The 24,384-nt window shown below is 59.9% G+C and carries 20 protein-coding genes; 10 read left to right on the top strand and 10 right to left on the bottom strand.

Annotation, left to right across the window (positions count from 1 at the left end; translation table 11 throughout):
• Positions 1 to 64: 64 nt before the first annotated feature.
• The gene (locus tag ACIONG_RS07175) at positions 65 to 973 is read right to left on the bottom strand and encodes a DMT family transporter (protein WP_213027866.1); all 909 of its coding nucleotides are present in this window, start codon (positions 971 to 973) and stop codon (positions 65 to 67) included.
• Positions 974 to 1,186: 213 nt separating this feature from the next.
• Here ACIONG_RS07175 and aceK point away from each other — a divergent pair, with 213 nt between their 5' ends.
• The 5 genes from aceK (at position 1,187) to ACIONG_RS07150 (ending at position 9,569) form a co-directional block, all read left to right on the top strand.
• Complete coding sequence (gene aceK / locus ACIONG_RS07170; RefSeq protein WP_401297712.1) at positions 1,187 to 2,908, top strand: bifunctional isocitrate dehydrogenase kinase/phosphatase; 1,722 nt, start codon at positions 1,187 to 1,189, stop codon at positions 2,906 to 2,908.
• Between the two features lie 230 nt (positions 2,909 to 3,138).
• Complete coding sequence (hrpA, locus tag ACIONG_RS07165; RefSeq protein WP_401297709.1) at positions 3,139 to 7,050, top strand: ATP-dependent RNA helicase HrpA; 3,912 nt, start codon at positions 3,139 to 3,141, stop codon at positions 7,048 to 7,050.
• A gap of 405 nt (positions 7,051 to 7,455) precedes the next feature.
• Positions 7,456 to 8,577, top strand: coding sequence for a beta-ketoacyl-ACP synthase III (locus ACIONG_RS07160; RefSeq protein WP_213027868.1), 1,122 nt, complete (start codon positions 7,456 to 7,458; stop codon positions 8,575 to 8,577).
• A 147-nt stretch (positions 8,578 to 8,724) separates the two neighbouring features.
• Entirely contained in the window at positions 8,725 to 9,336 is a 612-nt protein-coding gene (locus tag ACIONG_RS07155; RefSeq protein WP_401297705.1) for an RNA polymerase sigma factor, read from the top strand.
• Positions 9,330 to 9,569 (top strand): zf-HC2 domain-containing protein, encoded by a 240-nt coding sequence (locus ACIONG_RS07150; RefSeq protein WP_401297702.1) that lies wholly within the window; start codon positions 9,330 to 9,332, stop codon positions 9,567 to 9,569. The genes ACIONG_RS07155 and ACIONG_RS07150 overlap by 7 nt, the downstream gene beginning before the upstream one ends.
• A 96-nt stretch (positions 9,570 to 9,665) precedes the next feature.
• Here ACIONG_RS07150 and ACIONG_RS07145 read toward each other — a convergent pair whose 3' ends face one another.
• Positions 9,666 to 10,988, bottom strand: coding sequence for a putative porin (locus ACIONG_RS07145; RefSeq protein ID WP_213027870.1), 1,323 nt, complete (start codon positions 10,986 to 10,988; stop codon positions 9,666 to 9,668).
• 281 nt (positions 10,989 to 11,269) lie between these two features.
• Between ACIONG_RS07145 and ACIONG_RS07140 the strand changes: the two genes are divergently transcribed.
• Positions 11,270 to 12,394, top strand: coding sequence for a GNAT family N-acetyltransferase (locus ACIONG_RS07140; RefSeq protein WP_401297699.1), 1,125 nt, complete (start codon positions 11,270 to 11,272; stop codon positions 12,392 to 12,394).
• Positions 12,395 to 12,505: 111 nt separating this feature from the next.
• Here the strand turns inward: ACIONG_RS07140 and aqpZ are convergent, their stop codons facing one another.
• The 5 genes from aqpZ to ACIONG_RS07115 all read right to left on the bottom strand — a co-directional run bounded on the left by aqpZ (position 12,506) and on the right by ACIONG_RS07115 (position 17,745).
• On the bottom strand, positions 12,506 to 13,201 hold the full coding sequence (gene aqpZ / locus ACIONG_RS07135) for an aquaporin Z (protein ID WP_401297696.1): 696 nt from the start codon (positions 13,199 to 13,201) through the stop codon (positions 12,506 to 12,508).
• A gap of 314 nt (positions 13,202 to 13,515) precedes the next feature.
• On the bottom strand, positions 13,516 to 15,348 hold the full coding sequence (locus ACIONG_RS07130; RefSeq protein ID WP_103306171.1) for an ABC transporter ATP-binding protein: 1,833 nt from the start codon (positions 15,346 to 15,348) through the stop codon (positions 13,516 to 13,518).
• 88 nt (positions 15,349 to 15,436) lie between these two features.
• On the bottom strand, positions 15,437 to 16,000 hold the full coding sequence (locus tag ACIONG_RS07125) for a peptidylprolyl isomerase (protein WP_103306172.1): 564 nt from the start codon (positions 15,998 to 16,000) through the stop codon (positions 15,437 to 15,439).
• A 3-nt stretch (positions 16,001 to 16,003) separates the two neighbouring features.
• On the bottom strand, positions 16,004 to 16,807 hold the full coding sequence (locus tag ACIONG_RS07120) for an alpha/beta fold hydrolase (protein ID WP_103306173.1): 804 nt from the start codon (positions 16,805 to 16,807) through the stop codon (positions 16,004 to 16,006).
• A 14-nt stretch (positions 16,808 to 16,821) separates the two neighbouring features.
• On the bottom strand, positions 16,822 to 17,745 hold the full coding sequence (locus ACIONG_RS07115; RefSeq protein WP_213027873.1) for a LysR family transcriptional regulator: 924 nt from the start codon (positions 17,743 to 17,745) through the stop codon (positions 16,822 to 16,824).
• A 49-nt stretch (positions 17,746 to 17,794) separates the two neighbouring features.
• On the opposite strand from ACIONG_RS07115, the gene ACIONG_RS07110 reads away from it, so the two are divergent.
• From ACIONG_RS07110 to ACIONG_RS07100, 3 genes are all read left to right on the top strand, one after another.
• Positions 17,795 to 18,109 (top strand): 3-phosphoglycerate kinase, encoded by a 315-nt coding sequence (locus ACIONG_RS07110; protein ID WP_103306175.1) that lies wholly within the window; start codon positions 17,795 to 17,797, stop codon positions 18,107 to 18,109.
• Between the two features lie 230 nt (positions 18,110 to 18,339).
• Complete coding sequence (locus ACIONG_RS07105; RefSeq protein ID WP_401297689.1) at positions 18,340 to 18,939, top strand: FMN-dependent NADH-azoreductase; 600 nt, start codon at positions 18,340 to 18,342, stop codon at positions 18,937 to 18,939.
• A gap of 344 nt (positions 18,940 to 19,283) precedes the next feature.
• Complete coding sequence (locus ACIONG_RS07100) at positions 19,284 to 20,150, top strand: carboxylate/amino acid/amine transporter (protein WP_401297686.1); 867 nt, start codon at positions 19,284 to 19,286, stop codon at positions 20,148 to 20,150.
• A gap of 123 nt (positions 20,151 to 20,273) precedes the next feature.
• On the opposite strand, the gene ACIONG_RS07095 is transcribed toward ACIONG_RS07100, so the two are convergent.
• Positions 20,274 to 21,572, bottom strand: coding sequence for a mechanosensitive ion channel family protein (locus tag ACIONG_RS07095; RefSeq protein WP_401297683.1), 1,299 nt, complete (start codon positions 21,570 to 21,572; stop codon positions 20,274 to 20,276).
• Between the two features lie 191 nt (positions 21,573 to 21,763).
• Here ACIONG_RS07095 and ACIONG_RS07090 point away from each other — a divergent pair, with 191 nt between their 5' ends.
• Positions 21,764 to 23,104 carry a DEAD/DEAH box helicase gene (locus ACIONG_RS07090; RefSeq protein ID WP_103306179.1) on the top strand — a complete coding sequence of 447 codons (1,341 nt, stop codon included), beginning with the start codon at positions 21,764 to 21,766 and terminating at the stop codon, positions 23,102 to 23,104.
• A 62-nt stretch (positions 23,105 to 23,166) separates the two neighbouring features.
• On the opposite strand, the gene ACIONG_RS07085 is transcribed toward ACIONG_RS07090, so the two are convergent.
• Positions 23,167 to 23,766: a hypothetical protein gene (locus ACIONG_RS07085; RefSeq protein ID WP_401297680.1), complete on the bottom strand. Its 600-nt coding sequence runs from the start codon at positions 23,764 to 23,766 to the stop codon at positions 23,167 to 23,169.
• A gap of 12 nt (positions 23,767 to 23,778) precedes the next feature.
• Positions 23,779 to 24,360 (bottom strand): papain-like cysteine protease family protein, encoded by a 582-nt coding sequence (locus ACIONG_RS07080; RefSeq protein WP_103306181.1) that lies wholly within the window; start codon positions 24,358 to 24,360, stop codon positions 23,779 to 23,781.
• Positions 24,361 to 24,384: the final 24 nt, after the last annotated feature.

Here is a 24,384-nt window from a genome sequence, read left to right as displayed (position 1 = left end):
GGACGACATCAATCACTGTGGGGGCGGGCTTGCCCGCGAAGACTGAATCAGCAACGCCGCAAAATCATCGGGCTGGCGCTGCAGAAGACTTCACCACCGCCGGCTTCAACACCAGCCACAACGCCAGCGCAATCAACACCCCGCCATACAGATGCGCCATCGACAGCGGCTCATCGAGCAGCAACGCACCCCACAACACGCCGAACGCCGGAATCATGAAGGTCACGGTCATTGACTTCACCGGGCCGATGGAACTGAGCAGGCGGAAGTAAATGATGTAGGCAAACGCCGTGCAGCCCAGGCCCAGGCCCAGCAGCGAAAGCCAGACACTCCAGCCGCCCCAGCTTGCCGGTGGTGCGGTGATCACGCTGTAGCCGAACAACGGCAGGAGAAACAGTGAAGCACCGAGCATGCTGCCGACCGCCGAGAGTCGACTGTCGAGCCCACCACTTTGATCCAGCCAGCGCCGAGTGAGGAAGCCAGCGAAACCGTAGCAGGTGGTAGCGAGCAGGCAGGCGAGGGCGCCCATCAGCAGTTCCAGATCGAAGGCCACCGGACCTGCGCGCGTGAGCACGCCGACGCCGAACAGGCCGAGGAACACGCCGGTCAATTTCGCGACGGTCAGTTTTTCACTGAAGAACAAGCCGCCGATCAGCACGCCCATCAGCGGCGTGGTGGCGTTGAAAATCGCCGAGTAACCGGCCGGCAACACTTGGGCCGCCACCGAATACAGCGTCGCCGGAATCCCCGAGTTGATCACCCCGAGCAACATCACGGTTTTCAGCTTGCCTTTGAAATCCCAACTGATGCGCATCAACCCGAGGATCACCAGCAGGCCGACGGCAGCGATCGACACACGGAAAAACGCCGTCGGAATCGTGCCGATCACCGGCGCAATAATGCGCATGAACAGAAAACTCGCGCCCCAGATGGCCGCCAGCGACAACATACGGAAAATATCGACTGGGCTCACGACGGGTCTCCTTCCTAGATCGGGACGAGAGTGTTGCCGAGCACCTTGCCAATGGCAACCGCCAATCGGGCAATTAATTTTTCCCGACCACTGCCCGGCGAAAAAACGCACTGACGTACGCCTGTGCTTCAGTTTTGGCAGAAATTGCACTTCTCCTCAGGTCTGTTCCGTGGCTAAGCTCAAGCCTTCCGAATGCACGTTGAGGTCTTATCTATGCCGCAGCCATGGCCCGCCACCGACATCGCCCGCATGATCCTCGATGGCTTTGACGACTACCGCGAGCATTTCCGCCGGATCACCGACGGTGCCCGGGAGCGTTTCGAGCAGGCGCGCTGGCAGGAGACCCAAACCGCATCGGCGGCGCGGATCAACCTCTACGAAGAAAAGGTCAGCGAAACCATCGCCCGCCTGCGCGAGTATTTCGATGACGAAGCGCTGATGAATGTCAGCTGCTGGCCGCTGGTGAAAAGCGCCTACATCAGCGTCATCGACCTGCGTTTCGACGATGAGCTGTCCGAGACCTGGTACAACTCGATTTTCTGCGGGCTGTTCAGCCATGACCTGATCAGCGACGGCTGCATGTTCATCCACACCACGCGCCCGAGCCTGCGGCGTGCCCGGGCCGCGCAAACCCGCACCTACAAACCCCAGGGCCAGTTGTCGGGGATGCTCGCGAGCATTTTTGCCGACTACCGCTTCAGTGAGGATTACGCCGACCTGCCGGGCGACCTGCGCCGCCTCGAAACGCAACTGCGCGAGAACCTGCCGGATTGGGTGTGCAAGGACCCGGAACTGAGCGTCGAGCTGTTTTCCTCGGTGCTATACCGCAACAAAGGCGCGTACCTGGTCGGGCGCATCTATACCCGCGACGAACAGTGGCCGCTGGTGATTCCGCTGCTGCACCGCGAGGGACGCGGGATTCAGATCGACGCGTTGATCACCGACGAAGCCGATGTGTCGATCATCTTCTCCTTCACCCGTTCGTACTTCATGGTCGATGTGCCGGTACCGGCGGAGTTCATCGGTTTCCTGCGGCGCATCCTGCCGGGCAAGCACATCGCCGAGCTGTACACCTCGATCGGCTTCTACAAACACGGCAAGTCCGAGTTCTATCGGGCGCTGATCAACCACCTGGCCAACACCGACGACCAATTCATCATGGCTCCCGGTGTGCGCGGCATGGTCATGAGTGTGTTCACCCTGCCGGGCTTCAACACCGTGTTCAAGATCATCAAGGACCGTTTTTCGCCGTCAAAAAACGTCGACCGCGCCACGGTGATCGAGAAGTACCGACTAGTGAAGAGTGTCGACCGGGTAGGGCGCATGGCCGATACCCAGGAGTTTGCCGATTTTCGTTTTCCGCTGAGCAAGTTCGATCCGGCGTGCCTTGAGGAATTGCTCGAAGTCGCACCGTCTACGGTCTCGGTGGAGGGCGATACCGTGCTGATTCGCCACTGCTGGACTGAGCGGCGGATGACGCCGCTCAACCTGTATCTGGAAAACGCCAACGAAGCGCAAGTGCGTGAGGCGCTGGAAGACTACGGTCTGGCGATCAAGCAATTGGCGGCGGCGAACATCTTTCCCGGCGACATGCTGCTGAAGAACTTCGGCGTCACGCGGCACGGGCGTGTGGTGTTTTATGACTACGACGAGATCTGCTTTCTGACCGAGGCCAACTTTCGCCACATTCCGGCACCGCGTACGCCGGAAGATGAAATGGCCTCGGAGCCGTGGTATTCGATCGGGCCGCTGGATGTGTTCCCCGAGGAGTTTCCGCCGTTTCTGTTTGCCGATTCGGGGCAGCGCAAGTTGTTCGATCAGTTGCATGGGGAGTTGTATAACGCGGATTACTGGAAGGGGTTGCAGGAGGCGATTCGGGCGGGGAAGGTCATCGACGTCTTTCCGTATCGGCGCAAGGGCCTGGATAACGAATAACTCCCCCTGAACACATTGGGCGAGGGGATTTATCCCCGATGGGGTGCGAAGCCCCCCAAAACCATTCAACTCAGACGCCCCAGATCGACTTTGATATCCAGTCGGCGACTGCTGCGCAGCCGATCGGGGATAAATCCCCTCGCCACAAGAGCACCTCGCAGTCGTGTTCAGTGCCGCAAATCTGCGACAATCCGCCCCCTGCACAAATAGACGACCGAATTGCGTACCCGATGACCGACGAATCGCCCTCCATCGACAAACTGCTGAAAAACCTCGATCACGCCATGCTCGCCGACCGCCACCGGCTGCGGCGGCAGTTGCTTGAGCTGCGCAAGAAACCTGACGAAGCCAAGCTGGCCCAGTGGGTGACGCGCATGCAGGCGTCCTGTGATCAAGTGCTGGCGCGCCGCGCCAGCCTGCCGGTGATTCGTTACGACGACAGCCTGCCGATTGCCGCCAAGCGCGACGAAATCAAAAAAGCGCTGGAACAGCACCAAGTGCTGATCATCGCCGGCGAAACCGGTTCGGGCAAAACCACGCAGTTGCCGAAAATCTGTCTGGAAATCGGTCGCGGCCAGCATGGCCTGATCGGTCATACCCAGCCACGGCGGATCGCTGCCCGCAGTGTCGCCAGCCGCGTTGCCGAAGAACTCGCCACGCCGCTCGGGGCGCTGGTCGGCTATCAGGTGCGTTTCGAGGATCAGAGCGATTCCAACACCCTGATCAAACTGATGACCGACGGCATTTTGCTCGCGGAAACCCAGAACGACCGGTATCTGGAGCGCTACGACACGATCATCGTCGACGAAGCCCACGAACGCAGCCTCAACATCGACTTCCTCCTCGGTTACCTGAAAACCCTACTGCCGCGTCGTCCGGACCTGAAAGTCATCATCACCTCGGCGACCATCGATCTGGAGCGCTTCTCCAAACATTTCGATGACGCACCGATTGTCGAAGTCTCCGGTCGCACCTTCCCGGTGGACACCTGGTATCGCCCGCTGACCCTGGAGCAGGACGAAGAGGGCAACCGCGTCGAAGACGACCTGACCGTGGATCAGGCGATTCTCGCCACCCTCGATGAAATCGCCGCTTACGAGCGCAGCGAACGCCGCAGTCCTGGCGATGTGCTGGTGTTCCTGCCCGGTGAGCGCGAGATCCGCGATGCAGCGGACATGCTGCGTAAAGCCCAGCTCAAACACACTGAAATTCTGCCGCTGTACGCACGCCTGTCGCCGGCCGAACAGCAGCGGATTTTCCAGTCGCACTCGGGCCGTCGTGTGGTGTTGGCGACCAACGTTGCTGAAACCTCGTTGACCGTGCCGGGCATCCGCTACGTGATCGACAGCGGCACTGCGCGCATCAGCCGTTACAGCTATCGCGCCAAAGTGCAGCGTTTGCCGATCGAAGCAATTTCCCAGGCCAGCGCCAACCAGCGTAAGGGCCGTTGCGGTCGGGTTGAGCCGGGCATCTGCATACGTTTGTACAGCGAAGAAGATTTCCTCGGCCGTCCGGAATTTACCGATCCGGAGATTCTGCGTACCAACCTTGCAGCCGTGATCTTGCAGATGCTCCATCTGCGCCTCGGCGAGATCACTGCATTCCCGTTTATCGAGCCGCCGGACGGCAAGGCGATCAGCGACGGTTTCAACCTGCTGCAAGAACTCTCGGCGGTGGATCGCAACAGTCAGCTGACGCCATTGGGCCGCCAACTGGCGCGTCTGCCGGTGGACCCGCGCATGGGCCGCATGCTGCTCGAAGCGGCGAAGCTCGGCAGCCTGCAGGAAGTGCTGATCGTCGCCAGTGCCATGTCGATTCAGGATCCGCGCGAGCGTCCGCCGGAGCGTCAGCAAGCTGCCGACCAGGCCCACGCGCAATGGAAAGACACTGATTCCGACTTCGCCGGACTGGTCAATTTGTGGCGCGGTTTTGAAGAACAGCGCCAGGCCCTTACCGCGAGCCCGCTGCGCAACTGGTGCCGGAAGAACTTCCTCAATTACCTGCGTCTGCGCGAGTGGCGCGATTCCCACCGCCAGTTGAGCCTGATCTGCCGCGACATGCAGTTGAGCCTCAACAAAGAGCCGGCGGATTACCCGAAATTGCACAAAGCGGTGCTGGTCGGTCTGCTCAGCCAGATCGGCCAGAAAACCGAGGACGGTGATTACCTCGGCGCCCGTCAGCGACGCTTCTGGATTCACCCGTCGTCGGGCATTGGCAAGAAACGCCCGCAATGGCTGATGACCGCCGAGCTGGTGGAAACCACCAAGCTTTATGCGCGCATGGTCGCCAAGATCGACGCCGACTGGATCGAGCCGTTGGCCGGGCACCTGATCAAGAAAAACCACTTCGAACCGCACTGGGAGAAGAAGCGCGGTCAGGTCGTGGCGTTCGAGCAGATCACCCTGTTCGGGCTGATCGTGGTTGGCCGTCGACCGGTGCATTACGGCCCGGTCGATCCGGTGGTGTCGCGTGAACTGTTCATCCGTGAAGGTCTGGTGCGTGGCGAGATTCAGTCGAAAGCCAAGTGCCTGAGCGCCAACCAGCGATTGCTGGAGCAGCTCGACGAACTGGAAGCCAAGGCTCGTCGCCGCGATATTCTTGCCGACGAAGAAACCCTCTACGCGTTCTACGATGCGCGGCTGCCGGCAGAGATTCATCAGACGGCGACGTTCGACAGTTGGTATCGCATCAACAGCCAGAAAGATCCGCAGCTGTTGATCATGCGCGAAGAAGACGTGCTGGCACGCGAGGCCAGTGAAGTTACCGCGCGGGATTACCCGGACACCCTGCACATCGGCGATCTGGAACTGGCGCTGACCTATCACTTCGAACCCAACCACCCGCGTGACGGCGTAACCCTGCGCGTGCCGGCGCCGCTGCTGCCGATGCTGCCGCCGGAGCGTCTGGAGTGGCTGGTGCCGGGAATGATCGAGGCCAAGTGCATCGCGCTGGTGCGCAACCTGCCGAAGGCGCTGCGCAAGAACTTCGTGCCGGTGCCGGACTTCATCAAGGCTGCGCTGCAACGCATGACTTTTGCCGACGGTTCATTGCCGCAGGCGCTCGGGCGTGAGCTGCTGCGCATGACCGGTGCGCGGGTCAGCGATGAGGCGTGGGCCGAAGCTGAGCAAGGCGTCGAAGGGCATCTGCGAATGAACCTGGAAATCGTCGATGGCCAAGGCAAATTCCTCGGCGAAGGACGTGATCTCGCTGAGCTGACCGCGCGTTTTGCCGAAGCCAGTCAGGCGGCGTTGGCAGTGCCGCAGAGTGCGAAAAGTCAGCAACCGGTGGAGGCGAAGGTCTTCGCGCCAGTGGCGGAAAAGACTCAACAGAAGATCGCCGGGCTGTCGATGACGGTCTATCCGGCGCTGGTGGAAGAGGGCGGCACGGTCAAGGAAGGGCGGTTCTCGACCCCGGCCGAAGCCGAGTTCCAGCATCGTCGTGCGTTGCAGCGTCTGTTGATGCAACAACTGGCCGAGCCGGCCAAGTTTCTGCGTGGCAAATTGCCGGGGCAGACTGAACTGGGCTTGCTCTATCGCGAGTTGGGCCGGGTCGATGCACTGGTCGAAGACATTCTGCTGGCCAGCCTCGACAGCTGCATTCTGGAGGGTGAAGACCCGTTGCCGCGAGATGGCGCCGGGTTGGCGGCACTGGCCGAACGCAAACGCGGCAGTTGGACCGAGCACGCCGAGCGTGTGGCGCGGTTGACCCTGGACATCCTGAAGATCTGGCACGGTCTGCAAAAACGCTTCAAAGGCAAGATCGATCTGGCGCAAGCCGTGGCGTTGAACGACATCAAGCAGCAGATCAGCCATCTGGTTTATCCGGGGTTTGTCCGGGAAACGCCGATGCAGTGGCTTAAAGAGCTGCCGCGTTACCTGAAGGCAGTCGAGCAGCGTTTCGAAAAACTCGGCGCGCAAGTGCAGAAGGATCGCGTCTGGAGTGGCGAACTCGCCGGGCTCTGGGCGCAATACCAGACTCGCGCGGCCAAGCATGCCCAGGAAGGCAAACGCGATCCGCAGCTTGAGCTGTATCGCTGGTGGCTGGAGGAATACCGGGTTTCGCTGTTCGCCCAGCAGTTGGGCACGAAAGTACCGATCTCCGACAAACGCCTGAACAAGCAGTGGACCCAGGTCGAACCGTGATCTTGAGGATACGCAACTCCCCTTGTGGGGGCGGGCTTTTGTGGCGAGGGGATTTATCCCCGATGGGGGGCGAAGCCGCCCCAAAATCGATCATCTCAGCCCTTCAGTTGAAATGAGTTTGATGGTTTGGCGACTGCTTTGCAGTCGATCGGGGATAAATCCCCTCGCCACACAGGCTCGCTCCCACATGGAGCGGGTGTTGAAGTTGAGAAAGGGGCCAAAACCTCGGGTTTATGGCAAACTTCGCGACCATAAACGCCGGTTTCGCGACCCAGAGCCTTTGGCGCGGTCACGGAGCGGAATAAAGCGATGCCAGGTTTGCGTCCCCCCTGATGGGAATAGACCCTTTGTGTGTTGGTACGACGGTTCCAGCACTTTCTGCCTGAACAGATTAGAGAAACGACCATGCATAACGTCGTCATCAGCGGCACCGGCCTGTACACCCCGGCCAACAGCATCTCCAACGAAGAGCTGGTGCAGTCTTTCAATACCTACGTCGCGCAGTTCAACGCGGACAACGCCGACGCCATCGCCAGCGGCGAAATCCAGGCTCTGACCGAATCCAGCGCCGCATTCATCGAAAAAGCCTCGGGCATCAAGAGCCGCTTTGTCATGGACAAGGACGGCATCCTTGATCCGCAGCGCATGGCCCCGCGTCTGCCGGAGCGCTCCAACGACGAATGGTCGGTACTCTGCCAAATGGCCATCGGCGCTGCCGAACAAGCCTTGCAGCGCGCCGGCAAAACCGCCGCTGACATCGACGGCGTCATTGTGGCCTGCTCCAACCTGCAGCGCGCCTACCCGGCCATCGCCATCGAAGTCCAGGAAGCCTTGGGCATTCAAGGCTTCGGTTTCGACATGAACGTGGCCTGCTCGTCGGCCACCTTCGGTATTCAGCAAGCCGCCAACACCGTGCAACTGGGCCAGGCCCGGGCGATCCTGATGGTCAACCCGGAAGTCTGCACCGGTCACCTGAACTTCCGTGACCGCGACAGCCATTTCATCTTCGGCGACGCCGCGACTGCGGTGATCATCGAGCGCGCAGACACCGCGACCTCCAAACACCAGTTCGATGTGGTCAGCACCAAACTGCTGACCAAGTTCTCCAACAACATCCGCAACAACTTCGGTTTCCTCAACCGCGCGGCGGAAGAGGGCATCGGCGCCCGCGACAAGCTGTTCGTGCAGGAAGGTCGCAAGGTGTTCAAGGATGTCTGCCCGATGGTCGCCGAACTGATCGCTGCACATCTGGAGGAGAACAAGCTCAACGTCGGCGACGTCAAGCGTTTCTGGCTGCACCAGGCCAACCTGAGCATGAACCACCTGATCGTGCGCAAACTGCTCGGCCGCGAGGCTACCGAAGAAGAAGCACCGGTAATCCTCGACACCTACGCCAACACCAGCTCCGCAGGTTCTGTGATTGCTTTCCACAAGTATCAGGATGATCTGGCGAGCGGTTCGCTGGCGGTGCTGAGTTCGTTCGGTGCGGGTTACTCGATCGGCAGTGTGATTCTGCGCAAGCGTTGAAAAGCGGTTTAATTTCCGCTTAATCGCGCTGATCTTTCCTACATCCGAATCGGCTGCAACGCTGTAGTTTTCGGAAATCGCGGCAGGAGACGCTTTTGGCGAATCCTGCCGCAGTCATTTTCGACGTCGGAACAAGGAGATTGATGGATGGCGGCTGACGACACCCAACTGCTTGCACGTTTGCTGGCAGGCGAGCAAAAGGCTTTCAAGGAGCTGGTCACGACGTATCAGAGCGCGATGCGCGCTGTCGCGTATGCGATTGTTGGCCAGCGTCACGTCGAAGAAGTGGTGCAGGATGCCTGGCTGTCGGTGGTACGCCATATCGGCAGCTTCGAGGGCCGCTCCAGTCTCAAGACCTGGTTGCTGACCATCACCGCCAACTCGGCCAAGAGTCGTTACAAACTCAATCGCCGCGAAGTGCTGATGGATGACCTGCCGTCGCCCCACGGCACCATTGATGACGACCGCTTCTCGACCGGCGACGGTCATTGGCTGGTCGCACCATTTGCCTGGCATCAGGACACCCCCGAAGCGCTGCTGACCGAAGGCGAACTGCGCGAATGCCTGGAGCACACGCTGTTGAGCCTGTCGGAACTGCAAAGCAGTGTGTTGCTGCTGCGCGAACGTCAGGGTCTGGAGCTGGAAGAGATCTGTAATCTTCTGGAGATCTCGCTCTCCAATGTCCGCGTGCTGCTGCATCGGGCACGTTTGAAGGTCTTTGCGACCGTGGAGCATTTTGAGGAGACAGGAGAATGTTGACCTGCAAGGAGCAAGTGGCGCGTTCCAGCGATTATCTCGATGGCGAACTGAGTTTTCGGGAAAACCTGATGGTGCGCCATCACCTGATGTTTTGCCCGAACTGCCGGCGTTTCATTCGTCAGATGCGTTTGATGCAAGCCACGCTGAAGGCGATGCCGGAAAAACCGCAAGAGGGTGTGGATGCCTTGGCTCAGCGCATGGCTGAACAGCGGCGAAAAGATAAGCCCCTGTAGGAGGGCTTTTGCATCCTGCAGAAATAGCCCGGCGTGGGTGAAGCGAACGGATGATGGGGATCGCCCCACCCGCGCCAGACTACAGGGTGACGCGTTTTAGAACTTGGCTTCCGCATCCAGCTGCAGGGTGTTGGCGTCTGCGTCACGCTGAGTACGGCTGGCGAAGTCAGCCTTGGTCAGGAAGTAGGTAGCGCCGATGGCGAAGTTCTTGTCGATGTCGTAACCGACCTTGAACTTGTGACCGCGCGAACCAGTGGTGCCGTTGGCGAAGTCGGAGTCGGTGAAGGCGCCGACCACGGCGTTGCGCTGCACGTCACGATAGTTGTAATCGAGGTTCAGGCCGAAGACTTTCGACTTGGCACCCAACAGCCACGCGGTGTCTTGATCGGTCACCGCATCGTTGTTCTTCACGTATTGGCCGTAGAACGACAATGGCATCGGCAGACCACCGATGTCGACCTGGCTGAACCCTTCATACAGACGGAATTCGTTGTTGGCCGAGTTGCCGTTGACCGCCAAGGCGCACGGCGTGGAAGTGCCGGTGCAACGGCTGTCTTCATCGTTCTGGTAGGCGTAGATGCTGCCGCCCAAAGTCACTTTCAGGTTGTCGGTGATGCTGAAGCGGCTACCCAACTGACCGGAAGTCAGACGCAGGTCGTGACGGAATTGCACGCCATCGCCATCGACGTTGTCCTTGAGGTTGTAGTTACCCAGGCTGCCGAACAGTTCGGCGCTGCTGCCCAGCGGGTATTTGTAGGTAACGGCCAGACCTTCCGGGTTGATGTCGCTGTCCCAGATCACGTCGCCCATGCTGACCCACGGTTGCAGCATCTTGCCGCCGATGATGTGCAGGTTCTTGATCTGATCGGGGTGGTAGTCGATGTAACCGAGGTCAAGCCAGATCTGCTTCTTGTCGAAGTAGTTGTCCTGGTCCTGGTTGGTCGAACGGGCATCATCGCCGCCGCCGGTGGCGATACGGATACCGGTGTCGACTTGCGGGTTGATCTCGGTGTAGGCACCGAGGCGGGCACGGATACGCTGACGGTCCTTGTCGCGGCCACCGTTGTTCGGTTCGCCGTCGATCTTGATGGTTTCCTGACGGAAACGCACATCGCCCTTGAACTGGGTCTTGGCGGCCCAGGCCAGTTTCTGGTCGAAGGCGCTTTGTTCATTGGTCTTCTTCGCGACAGCCGCGACTTGTTCGTTGGTCTCTTGCTGCGCCTGCTGCGCGATTTGCTGAGCCTTCTGATCCTTGGCCAGTTCAGTTTGCAGTTCAATGTACTGCGCCTGGGAAATCGAACCGTTAGCCTTGAGCATGTCGAGCAGTTTGGCGTCGACTGCAGCACTGGCCGGAACACTCATGGCCAGCAACAGGCCACCGCACAGGGCCGCCGCAGTTTTCGTGGAAGCAAGACGCATAGCAATCTCCGAAGATGAGAGGGATGGCTGAACCATCCTGGGCACAACCGACGGTTGAAGGTCGGAAAACAGTGTCCGGGTAGAACCCGGCGCTCTAAAAACAGGCGCCAGTATCGCGATGGTTTATGACAGAGCAGTGGCACGGTGATGGCAGGTTGATGACGATGCGCATTTGCCGTGAACTATTGATCTAGAGCGCTGTCGGCCGATTGCGGGTGTGCAATGCAACGCAATCGGCGATACTCGCCGGGCGCTGAAACCCAGTTGTGGAGAGCTTGTCGATGCCGTTGCAATGCCTGCAAAACCTGTCTGAAATCGCTCCGGCGATGTGGGACGCGCTGGTGCCCGACACTCAGCCATTTCTGCGTCACGCCTTTCTCAGCGCTCTGGAAGACAGCGGTAGCGTGGGCCCCCACACCGGTTGGCAGCCCGAGCATTTGCTGCACATCGAAGACGGGCGATTGATCGCGGCGTTGCCCAGTTATCGCAAATGGCATTCCTATGGCGAGTATGTGTTCGATCATGGCTGGGCCGATGCCTGCGCGCGTGCCGGAATCGATTACTACCCCAAGCTGTTGACGGCGGTGCCGTTCAGTCCGGTCAGCGGGCCGCGGCTGTTGGCCGCCAACGTCGAGGACGGTTTCGAGTTGCTCAAGAGCCTGCCGGGTTATCTGGAAATCGAAGGGCTTTCCAGCGCGCACATCAATTTCACCGATCCGTTTACCGATGCCGCAATGGCCGAGCAGCCGGGCTGGCTGCAGCGCATCGGCTGTCAGTACCACTGGCAAAATCGCGGATATCGCGACTTCCAGGATTTTCTCGACGTGCTCAGTTCGCGCAAGCGCAAGCAGATGCGCAAAGAGCGTGAGCAGGTGGCGGGGCAGGGCTTTCAATTTGAATGGCTTGAGGGGCGTGAACTGGACGAGGCGCAATGGGATTTCGTCTACGCCTGCTACGCCAACACCTACGCGGTGCGGCGACAAACGCCTTACCTGACCCGGGAGTTTTTCAGTTTGCTGGCCGAACGCATGCCCGAGGCGATCCGTGTGGTGCTGGCCAGACAGGGCTCACGGCCGGTCGCGATGGCCTTCAGTCTGGTGGGGGGCGACAGCTTCTACGGGCGTTACTGGGGTTGTCTCGCCGAGTTTGATCGACTGCACTTCGAGACCTGTTTTTATCAAGGCATGGACTACGCGATCGCCAACGGTTTTCAGCGTTTCGACGCCGGCGCTCAGGGCGAGCACAAGTTGATTCGCGGTTTTGAACCGGTGATCACCCATTCGTGGCACTACCTGCGCCATCCGGGTTTGAAAGCGGCGGTGAAGGATTTCCTGCACCAGGAACGCGCTGGTGTCTTGGCCTACGCCGAAGAGGCCAGAGCAGCCTTGCCCTACCGCCAAACATAGATCCTTGTAGGAGTGAGCCTGCTCGCGATGGCGGTCTTTCAGTCACCTCATCACTGTCAGGCGGACCGCTTTCGCGAGCAGGCTCACTCCTACAAAGGGATTTCCGTGTCTTCAGGACTCCTCTTTGCCCAACCAGCGATAGATCCCGCCACCGACTACCGCGCCAATCAGCGGCGCGACCCAGAACATCCACAACTGCGCGATCGCCCAGCCGCCGACAATCAGCGCCGGGCCAGTGCTGCGCGCCGGGTTGACCGAAGTGTTGGTCACAGGAATCGAGATCAGGTGAATGAGCGTCAGTGCCAGACCAATGGCAATCGGGGCCAGCCCCGCCGGAGCGCGTCTATCGGTGGCGCCGAGAATGATGATCACGAACATCGCGGTCATCACCAGTTCCGTGACGAAGCCTGCGGCCATCGAATACTTGCCGGGGGAGTATTCGCCATAACCGTTGGAGGCCAGACCGGCGGCGATGTCGAAGCCTTCCTTGCCGCTGGCGATGTGCGCGATCAGCGCTGCCGCGAGGATCGCGCCGAGTACCTGGGCAATAATGTAGGCAGGCAGTTCTTTGGCCGGAAACCGACCGCCGACCACCAGCCCGACCGAGACCGCCGGGTTGAGGTGGCATCCGCTGATGTGGCCAATGGCGAACGCCATGGTCAGTACCGTCAGACCAAACGCCAGGGCGACCCCCAGCACCCCAATTCCCAAAGGTGATGAAGCGGCGATCACGGCGCTGCCGCAACCTCCCAATACCAACCAGAATGTACCCAACAACTCAGTAACTGAACGTTTGAACAGAGACATGAGAGAGTCCTTGATAGACGTGCTATCGAGACCGCATCGAGTTGTGCATCCCTGCAGACTTACGACAGGTTCCGTGCTGGAGCCTTGGCTGAGTACAGCAGGGTTTTTATGGATTTCCAGCGGCCACAAAAAAACCGCCAGCGCCCGTGGTTGGCGGGCTGTGGCGGTTTTATCCAGTCGGGATTCGGCGAATCCCCTGTGATGATCGTTCCCACGCTCTGCGTGGTAACGCCTCAAGGGACGCTCTGCGTCCAGTGACGCGGAGCGTCACGGGCTGCATTCCCACGCGGAGCGTGGGAACGATCATGAGAAGATCAATCGATCCCGACAAACCCCCCGGTCTGGTGCGCCCACAACCGCGCATACAGCCCACGGTGGGCCAGCAGTTCGGCGTGGGTGCCGCTCTCGGCGATCTTGCCGTTTTCCAGCACCACCAGCCGATCCATGCGCGCGATGGTCGAGAGGCGGTGGGCAATCGCGATCACGGTTTTGCCCTGCATCAGGGTTTCCAGGCTTTCCTGAATCGCCGCTTCGACCTCCGAGTCCAGTGCCGAGGTCGCTTCGTCCATGATCAGGATCGGCGCGTCCTTGAGCAGCACGCGGGCAATCGCGATGCGCTGACGCTGGCCGCCGGACAACTTCACTCCGCGTTCGCCAACGTGCGCATCGAAACCGGTACGGCCTTCAGCGTCCGACAGCAACGGAATGAACTCATCGGCACGGGCCTTGTGCACCGCGTCCCAAAGCTCTGCATCCGTTGCGTCGGGTTTGCCGTAGAGCAAATTGTCGCGGATCGAACGGTGCAACAGCGAAGTGTCCTGAGTGATCATGCCGATGCGCGCGCGCAGGCTTTCCTGGCCGACTTCGGCGATATTCTGCCCATCGATCACAATGCGCCCGCCTTCGACGTCGTACAGGCGCAACAGCAGGTTGACCAAGGTCGATTTGCCGGCGCCGGACGGCCCGATCAGGCCGATTTTTTCGCCCGGTTTGATGGTCAGGTTGAGGTCGCCGATGATGCCTTTCTTCTTGCCGTAGTGAAAATCCACGTGCTCGAAACGCACTTCGCCACGGGCCACATCCAGCGGTTTGGCCTGTTCGTGATCGGTGACGCTGACCGGTTGCGAGATGGTCCGCAGACCGTCCTGCACCATACCGATGTTCTCGAAAATGCCGGTGACCACCCACATGATCCAGCCGGACATGTTGACGATACGGATCACCAGGCCGGTGGCCAGGGCGATGGCGCCGACGCTGATCAGCGATTGCGTCCACAACCACAGCGCCAGCGCAGTGGTGCCGACGATCAACAAGCCGTTCATGGCGGTGATCGCCACGTCCATGCTGGTGACCACGCGGCCGGCCATTTGCGCCTTGACCGTTTGTTCTTCGATGGCTTCTTTCGCGTAATGCTGTTCGAAATTGGTGTGGGCGAACAGCTTCAGCGTGGCGATGTTGGTGTAGCCATCGACGATCCGGCCCATCAGTTTCGAGCGCGCGTCGGAGGCTTCCACCGAGCGATCCTTCACCCGTGGCACGAAGTAATACAACGCGCCGATGTACGCGGCGATCCACGTCAGCAACGGGATCATCAGGCGCCAGTCGGCCTCGGCGAACAACACCAGCGAACTGATCGCGTAGATCACCACATGCCACAGCGCATCCACCGCTTGCACCGCCGAGTCACGCAGCGAGTTGCCGGTCTGCATGATGCGTTGGGCGATGCGTCCGGCGAAGTCGTTCTGGAAGAAATTCAGGCTCTGCTTGAGCACGTAACTGTGGTTCTGCCAGCGGATCATGCTGGTCATGCCCGGGCTCAGGGTCTGATGTACCAACAGGTCGTGCAGGCCAAAGAAGATCGGCCGCAGCACCAGCGCAACCACCAGCATCCACGTCAGTTCAAGGGCGTGGTCACTGAAGAAATTCGGGTTCGGTGTGCCTTGGGCCAGGTCGATGATGCGGCTCAGGTAACTGAACAGCGCCACTTCGATCAGCGCGGCGAACAGGCCGACGACGAGCAGGGCGGCAAAACTTGGCCAGACCTGCTTCAGGTAATAGGTGTAGAAGGGGAGAACGCGGTCCGGCGGAGACGCCGTCGGGGCTTCACGAAAAATGTCGATCAGTTGTTCGAAACGGCGATAGAGCATCAGATAACCGCCCGGAGCACGGGCTCTCCTTTTATCGGTGTGAGCGGCGCGGGATCAGGCCAGCGCCGCTCGATACGCCCTGCAGAGCTTAGTCGATGACTTTGGCCGACTTGATGATCACAGGGTCGACTGGCACGTTTTGCATGCCGCTTTTGGTGGTGGTCTGCGAGTTGACGATGATGTCGACCACGTCCATGCCCTTGACCACTTTGGCGAACACCGCGTAACCGGCATCACGACCCGGATCGAGGAAAGCATTGTCAGCCACGTTGATGAAGAACTGGCTGGTGGCCGAGTCAGGGTTGGAGGTGCGCGCCATCGACAAGGTGCCGCGAACGTTATGCAGGCCGTTGCTGGCTTCGTTCTTGATCGGTGCCTTGGTGTCTTTCTGCTGCATCTGCGGGGTGAAACCGCCACCCTGAGCCATGAAACCCGGGATCACACGGTGGAAAATCGTGTTGGTGTAAAAGCCGCTGTTGACGTAATCGAGAAAGTTTTTGGTACTGATCGGCGCCTTGACCGGGTCCAGCTCGATTTCGATCTGGCCGTTGGTGGTGTCCAGCAGCACGTGTGGTGCCTTGGCTGGCGTGGCCGCCATCAGGTTGGCAGCGAACAGCACGGTACCGGCGGCGAGGGCGAGTTTTTTCAGCATGGGTCAGTGATCCTGAGATTGAATATCGGCTGCGGCGAGAAACTCCAGCAGCGTTTGATTGAAACGTTCGGGTTGATCGAGCGGGGTGGCGTGGCGTGAATCGGCGATCACCACCAGCCGCGCATCGGGCAGCAGTTTTACATAGGTTTCTTTCAGTGCCACCGGTGTGTAGTCACGGTCGGCGCTGACGATGAGGGTTGGACAGGTCACTCGGGAAAGTCGTTCCTGAACCCCCCAGCCCACAATCGCATCGAAGCTGGCGAGATAAGCACGTTTGTCGTTTTTTGCCCAGCGTTCGGCCATTTTCTGCCGCAGATCGGCCTGTTCGGGTTTCGGGAAAAGTTTACCGCCGAGGGCTTTGCCGATGGTCGCCAGGCTCAGCACGCGCATCAGGCTCCAGCGCTTGAACCACTGCCAGTAGTCGTCGCGGCTGCGCAGTTTCACCTCAGGCGCACTGTTGACGATGGTCAGGCTTTTGAGCAGTTGCGGCTGATCGACGCCGAACTGGAAGCCGATCATGCCGCCCATCGACAGCCCGACGTAGTGCACCGGGCCGAGGTTCAAGTGCTCGATCAGCGCCAGCATGTCGGCGCTGAAACCAGCGATGCTGTAGCGCTCGCGGGGCTTGTCGGAGCGGCCGTGGCCGCGCACGTCAGGGACGATCACCCGGTAGTGGGCGGCCAGCGCCGGGATCTGCATTTCCCAGTCCAGCGTGCTTGAACCGAGCCCGTGAACCAGTAGCAACGGTGTGCCGTGGCCATATTCCTCGTAGTGCAGGTTGCAACCTTCATGCTCGAAATACGCCATCGGTGAACTCCGTGTCAGGCTTGTTCGGGGGCGGCGAACGGTGCGTCCAGCGGCAAGGTGTCGAAGGTACGCAGCAATTCAATGAGGATTTGCGTGGCCGGGCCAAGCGGTTTGTCCTTGTTCGAATACAGATAGAAACTCGGGTTGCGGCTGCCGCCCTGATCCAACGGTAGCAGCTTGAGCGTGCCTTCTTTCAATTCGCGTTCGATCATGTGTCGTGGCAGCCAGGCGAAACCCAGGCCACTGCTGACAAACGTCGCGGCGGTGGCGAGGCTGCCGACGGTCCAGCGCTGCTCGGCGCCGAGCCAGCCGACGTCCCGTGGTTGTTGGCGGCCGGAGTCGCGGATCACCACCTGCATCTGGGTTTCCAGGTCCTGGAAGCTCAGCTCGCGATTGAGCCGATGCAGGGCATGGTCGGGATGGGCCACGGCGATAAACTCGACGTCGCTCAATTCCGCGCCGAGGTAGCCGGGGATGCCCATGCCGGTGATGGCCAGATCGGCCACGCCTTCGAGCAGCACTTCCTCAACGCCGGACAATACTTCCTCGCGCAGACGCACGCGGCAGCCACGGCTCTGCGGCATGAACGCGGTCAACGCGCGGACGATGCGTGCGCTCGGGTAAGCCGCGTCGACCACCAGCCGCACTTCGGCCTCCCAGCCTTGTTCCATATGGTGGGCGAGGTCTTCCAGTTGGCTGGCCTGTTTCACCAGTTGCCGCGAGCGGCGCAGCAACACGCCGCCGGCTTCGGTGAGCACCGCTTTACGCCCGTCGATGCGCAGCAACGGCACGCCAAGCTGATCCTGCATGCGGGCGACGGTGTAGCTCACCGACGATTGCGAACGGTGCAGGGCCTCGGCGGCCTGCGCAAAGCCGCCGTGGTCGACCACAGCCTGCAATGTTCGCCATTGATCAAGGGTCACGCGGGGCGCTTTCATCAATAGCTCCTCTTGTCCTAAGCTGGCGGTCCCTCATGGAGACTGCCGAATGAAAAAATTCTGTTGTGTGTTGCTGGCGCTGCTGCCGCTGACGGCGTTTGCGTATCCGATCGATGTGCAGAAAAACCTCAACGGCATGAAGATCGATTACGAGTCCTTCGATACGGACAACGACATCGGCTCCATACGAGTGAGCAACTACGGTGATGTCGATGCGACCTGCAAAGCGGTGTTCAACAATGGGCCGGAGGCGCCGCGCACCCGCACCATCGACGTGCCTGCCGGCAAACATAAAAACGCCACGGCCAAGTTCACCCGCGAGATCATCAAGCTGCGCATCAACCTGACCTGCACCCCGAAATAACACCGTATTTACCTGTGGGAGCGAGCCTGCTCGCGAAGGCGGCGTGTCAGTAAACACATTCCTTGGCTGACACACCGCCTTCGCGAGCAGGCTCGCTCCCACAGGGTTTAGGTGCATCTAAACGAATTATTCGATGCTTTGCAGCAATTATTTGCGCTTTTTCATCGATTCGACTCTGTTTAACCTTCACTCCATCGACCTACAACATTCTCGGATGGAGGCTACACAACATGTCCCGCGTTCTGATCATCGAAAGCAGCGCCCGCCAGCAAGACTCGGTATCCCGTCAACTGACCCAGACCTTCATCAGTCAGTGGAAAGCCGCGCACCCTGCCGATCAGATCACCGTACGTGACCTCGCCGTGAACCCGGTGCCACACCTGGATATCAATTTGCTGGGCGGCTGGATGAAACCCGCCGAACAGCGCAACGCCCTCGAGCAATCGTCGCTTGACCGCTCCAACGAATTGACTGATGAATTGCTGGCCGCCGACGTACTGGTCATGGCCGCGCCGATGTACAACTTCGCCATCCCGAGCACCCTCAAGGCCTGGCTCGACCACGTATTGCGTGCCGGCGTGACCTTCAAGTACACCGAAACCGGTCCGCAAGGCTTGCTCAGCGGCAAACGTGCCTATGTGCTCACCGCACGGGGCGGCATCTACGCCGGTGGCCCGGCTGATCACCAGGAACCGTACCTGCGTCAGGTCATGGGTTTCATCGGCATCCACGACGTGACCTTCATTCACGCCGAAGGCATGAACCTTGGCGGCGACTTCCAGGAGAAAGGCTTGAATCAGGCCAACGCCAAGCTGTCCCAGGTCGCTTGATATGTTAATCGCCAGATAATCGCCGATTGTTTTAGTGACCTGGCGCAACCCCTTCAAGGCTCTACGCGCATCGAACCTCCCTTTGCACTTGTTGCTCCTGAGTGCTGTAGCCCGATTGAACGCCTTAGCGAGATCGGGCTTTTTTTTGCCCACGATTCAGTGAACGACGTAGAACCCCTGTAGGAGTGAGCCTGCTCGCGATGGCGGTCATTCAGACACATCAAATTGCCTGACACACCCTCATCGCGGGCAAGCTCGCTCCCACAGGGGATTTGTGTTGTTTGAGGGTTCGCGGTCTGGCGCAAAACCCGCTATCGTCGCCGCCATTCGAAACAGAGGCGACCATGGGCTATCTACTTTTTGTCACGCTGATCCAGGCGTTTTCCTTCAGCCTGATCGGCGAATACCTGGCCGGGCATGTCGACAGTTACTTCGCAGTGCTGGTGCGTGTGGTGCTGGCCGGGCTGGTGTTCATCCCGCTGACGCGCTGGCGCTCGGTGGAACCGGCGTTCATGCGCGGCATGCTGCTGATCGGCGCGTTGCAGTTCGGCGTGACCTACGTCTGCCTGTATCTGAGCTTCCGCGTGCTGACGGTGCCGGAAGTGTTGTTGTTCACCATCCTCACGCCGCTGCATGTGACGCTGATCGAAGACGCGCTGAACCGCCGCTTCAATCCGTGGGCGCTGATTGCGGCGCTGGTGGCGGTGGGCGGCGCGGCGGTAATTCGCTTCGATAGCATCAATCCGGACTTCTTTATGGGTTTCCTGCTGCTGCAACTGGCCAACTTCACCTACGCGGCAGGGCAGGTGATGTACAAGCATCTGGTGGCGAAACACCCGAGCGATCTGCCGCATTACCGGCGCTTCGGTTTTTTCTACCTCGGTGCATTGGCGGTGGTCTTGCCGGCATTCCTGATGTTCGGCAAGGCCAACTTCCTGCCGGAAGCGCCGTTGCAATGGGGCGTGCTGCTGTTCCTCGGCCTGGTCTCGACCGCGCTGGGTATGTACTGGTGGAACAAGGGCGCGTGCATGGTCAACGGCGGCACGCTGGCGGTGATGAACAACCTGCACGTGCCGGTGGGGCTTTTGCTTAACCTGCTGATCTGGAATCAGCATGAGGAACTGGGCAGGTTGTTCCTTGGCGGGAGTGTGATCCTGGCAGCGGTGTGGATCAGTCGGTTGGGTATCCGCAAATCACCAGTCACCAGCTGACTTCCGACTGACAAATATCTCTGTGGGAGCGGGCTTGCCCGCGATAGCGAAGTACCAGACGATGGGTTTCTCGCTGACACTCCCTCATCGCGGGCAAGCCCGCTCCCACAGGTTTCAGTGAAGTTACATCAGATGTTTTTCAGGTTCGGGAATATGCGCCGAGCCCAACACCGCCGGCAGCAACCCGGTACGCAAATCCCCACCACTCGGCTGCTGATACAGGCTCAAACCAAACTCCGGCAGCACCGCCAGCAGATAATCGAAAATATCCCCCTGAATCCGCTCGTAATCGGCCCACACCGTGGTCGTCGTGAAGCAGTAGATCTCCAGCGGAATGCCCTGCGCCGTGGTCTGCATCTGCCGGACCATGCAGGTCATGTTCGGCTGAACCTCGACATGACTCTTCAGATACGCCAGCGCATAAGCGCGAAAGGTGCCGATGTTGGTCATGCGCCGGCGGTTGGCCGACATTGCCGCGACGTTGCCCTGCGCCTCGTTCCACGCCTTGAGCTCGGCTTTCTTGCGGCTCATGTAGCCGGTCAGCAGATGCACCTGGCTCAACTTCTCTTCTTCATCGTCACGGATGAAACGCACGCCGCTGGCGTCGATGAACAGGCTGCGCTTGATCCGTCGCCCGCCGGACTGCTGCATGCCGCGCCAGTTTCTGAACGACTCGGACATCAGCCGCCAGGTCGGGATCGAGACGATGGTCTTGTCGAAATTCTGCACCTTGACCGTGTGCAACGTGATGTCGACCACGTCACCATCGGCGCCGACTTGCGGCATCTCGATCCAGTCGCCGACCCGCAGCATGTCGTTGCTGGTCAGTTGCACGCTGGCAACGAACGACAGCAGAGTGTCCTTGTAGACCAACAGAATCACTGCCGACATCGCGCCAAGACCGGACAGCAGCAACAGCGGCGAGCGGTCGATCAGCGTGGCGACGATGATGATCGCGCCAAACACGTACAAGACCATTTTTGCCAGTTGCACGTAGCCTTTGATCGAGCGGGTACGGGCGTGTTCGGTGCGCGCATAGATGTCGAGCAAGGCATTGAGCAGGGCGCTGATCGACAGCAGCAGGAACAGAATGGTGAACGACAGCGCGACGTTGCCAAGGAACGTCATCGCGGTTTTGCTCAGCTCCGGCACCAGGTGCAGGCCGAACTGGATCACCAGCGACGGCGTCATCTGCGCCAGGCGCTGAAACACCTTGTTGTGGCGAAAGTCGTTGATCCAGTGCAGGGACGGCTGGCGACCGAGCATGCGACTGGTGTGCAGGATCAGATAACGCGCCACTCGTCCGAGTACCAGCGCGATCACCAGCAGCAAGGTCAAGGCGAGGCCGGCCTGCAGGAACGGATGCTGTTCGAGGGTGCCCCAGAGGTCCTGGGCTTTGAGCCAGAGCTGTTTGAAATCCATGAGAGAAACGATTCTTCTGTAAGACGCGATGGGCAATTAGAGCATTTAAGACGCTGTGTATTACCGTTAGAGACAAATCGAGCAACAAAAAAGCCACTGATTACGTCCGTTTGTATAAAGAAACTCGGCCTGAGCGCTCGAAACCGGTAACCTATGCAGCTGTTTTTTTGCATATCTTCGAGGTAGCACCCGTGTTTTCCCAATTCGCCCTGCACGAACGCCTGCTTAAAGCTGTGGCCGAGCTGAAATTTGTCGAGCCAACGCCTGTGCAAGCCGCGGCCATCCCGCTGGCGCTCCAAGGGCGTGATTTGCGGGTGACTGCGCAAACCGGTAGCGGCAAAACCGCCGCTTTCGTCCTGCCGATCCTCAATCGCCTGATCGGCCCGGCCAAGGTTCGCGTCAGCATCAAGACCCTGATCCTGCTGCCGACTCGCGAACTGGCCCAGCAGACTTTGAAGGAAGTTGAACGCTTTTCGCAGTTCACCTTCATCAAGTCCGGCCTGATCACCGGCGGTGAAGACTTCAAGGTGCAGGCGGCGATGCTGCGCAAAGTGCCGGACATCCTCATCGGCACCCCGGGCCGGATGATCGAGCAACTCAACGCCGGCAACCTCGACCTCAAAGAAGTCGAAGTACTGGTGCTCGACGAAGCCGACCGCATGCTCGACATGGGTTTCGCCGAAGACGTCCAGCGTCTGGTCGACGAATGCCCGAACCGTCAGCAGACCATGCTGTTCTCCGCCACCACCGGCGGTTCCGGCCTGCGCGAGATGATCGCCAAGGTGCTGAACAACCCCGAGCACTTGCAGCTCAACGCGGTCAGCCAGCTGAACTCGACGACCCGTCAGCAGATCATCACCGCCGACCACAACCAGCACAAAGAACAGATCGTGAACTGGCTGCTGGCCAACGAGACCTATCAGAAGGCCATCGTCTTCACCAATACCCGCGCCATGGCCGACCGCATCTACGGGCGTCTGGTGGCTCAGGAATACAAGGCGTTCGTGCTGCACGGCGAGAAAGACCAGAAGGATCGCAAACTGGCGATCGACCGTCTGAAGCAGGGCGGCGTGAAGATTCTGGTGGCCACCGACGTCGCGGCCCGTGGTCTGGACGTTGATGGCCTGGATCTGGTGATCAACTTCGACATGCCACGCAGCGGCGACGAATACGTACACCGTATCGGTCGTACCGGCCGCGCCGGTAACGACGGTCTGGCGATCTCGTTGATCTGCCACGGCGACTGGAACCTGATGTCGAGCATCGAGCGTTATCTGAAGCAGAGCTTCGAGCGCCGCACCATCAAGGAAGTCAAAGGCACCTACGGCGGACCGAAAAAGGTCAAGGCCTCGGGCAAAGCTGTCGGCGTGAAGAAGAAAAAGACCGACGCCAAGGGCGACAAGAAGAAAACCGCCGCCAAGACGCCGACCAAGCGCAAGAGTGTCAACCGCCCGAAACCGGACTCTCTGGTGAGCAGCGACGGCATGGCCCCGCTCAAGCGCCGCAAGCCGGCAGAGCCTGCGGCTGAGTAAGTCGATTCAGGCACACAGAAAAAACCCGGACAATGTCCGGGTTTTTTTTCGTCCAGCGTTTGTCAGTTGCCCAGCAGGCCGCTGGTGTCGGCATCAAAGCGCTGTTTCGCCTGAGCAGCCGCCGGTTTCAATGCAGCGAGCAGGGCAGCCTCGCTGTACAACCGAGTGACGGCCAGGTCCCTGGGCGTCGGTTCGATCGGGATCAGCAGCTCTTCACCGTCAGCATGCAGCCAGATCGCCACAACGTTGAGCGCAGATACAAACAACAGCCGCAGCTCCACGGTTTTGCCCTGCAACTGCGGCGATTGCTCTGCCAGTTTCAGCGCACCCACCGTGGCGGCGGCGAGGTCGCCGTGGTTCAACGAGGCGAACTCGACATGCCCGCGCACTTCAGCCAATTGTGCATCGGCAATCGTTACGCCATCGGCAAACACCAGGTAATGCCAATCGCCGATTCGCGCGTTCTGCAGACCTTTGCCGTTGTTCAGGTCGTCCAGACTGAGCGAGTAGCCACGATAAGCCTCGCTGAGACTGATCTTCGCCGCAGCGGCGTTGGCGAATTGGCGGTTTACGCCAAAGCCCCGGGTTTGCAGGGCGGCTTGCAGTACCGGACGCAAGGTCTGTACGCCGTTGGAAGGCGCCTTTGGATAAGTCAGTTGCATGATGTTGCCCTCCTAGTTTTTTACGGTGAAGTAAGTGTTGGTCCAGTTGCCGCCGCCGTTGTAGGAACGGGGGAAGGCATTCAGGGCGCGGGTCGAGTAGCCGTAGATCGAGTCTGCGACCAGCACGTAATCGCCGTTGGTGCCGTAGATCGTCAGGAAATGCGCACCGCCGCCGTACCAGGCGCAACGCAGGCCGACCGGTCGGCCCATGCTGATCTGGTTCTGGATGGCCGACATCTGCAGCGAGCCCTGATTCATGCCGTTGTAACTGCGGGTGATCCGCAGCGCGGTGTCCAGATAGCCATAGACATTGCACGGACCGGGTTGATTGCAGCAGTTGCGGTCCAGTGCCGAACTGGCGACCCCGCACTGGGTCCAGTTTCCGGTGCCGTAATAGTTGCCGACCGAGGCGGAGACGGCGGCCCAGCACCAGTTGGTCTGGGTCTGCTTTTGCATGTTGAAGTTGAGACTGGCGGCCAGCGCGTTGACCTGTACAGCGGCTTCGACTTCGACCAGTTGCGGGTCGAGAAGATGGCCGATCAGGCACCTTGGCAAAGTTTCGCCGGTAAATCGGGTTGCTTCTGTGGTTAACATTTTCAATCCTCCATGAGTGAAAAC

This window comes from Pseudomonas sp. NPDC087817, from assembly GCF_044742875.1.
Classification (GTDB): domain Bacteria; phylum Pseudomonadota; class Gammaproteobacteria; order Pseudomonadales; family Pseudomonadaceae; genus Aquipseudomonas.
The sequence above is the reverse complement of the archived record's forward strand: the minus strand, read 5'-3'. Positions and strand labels throughout refer to the sequence as shown.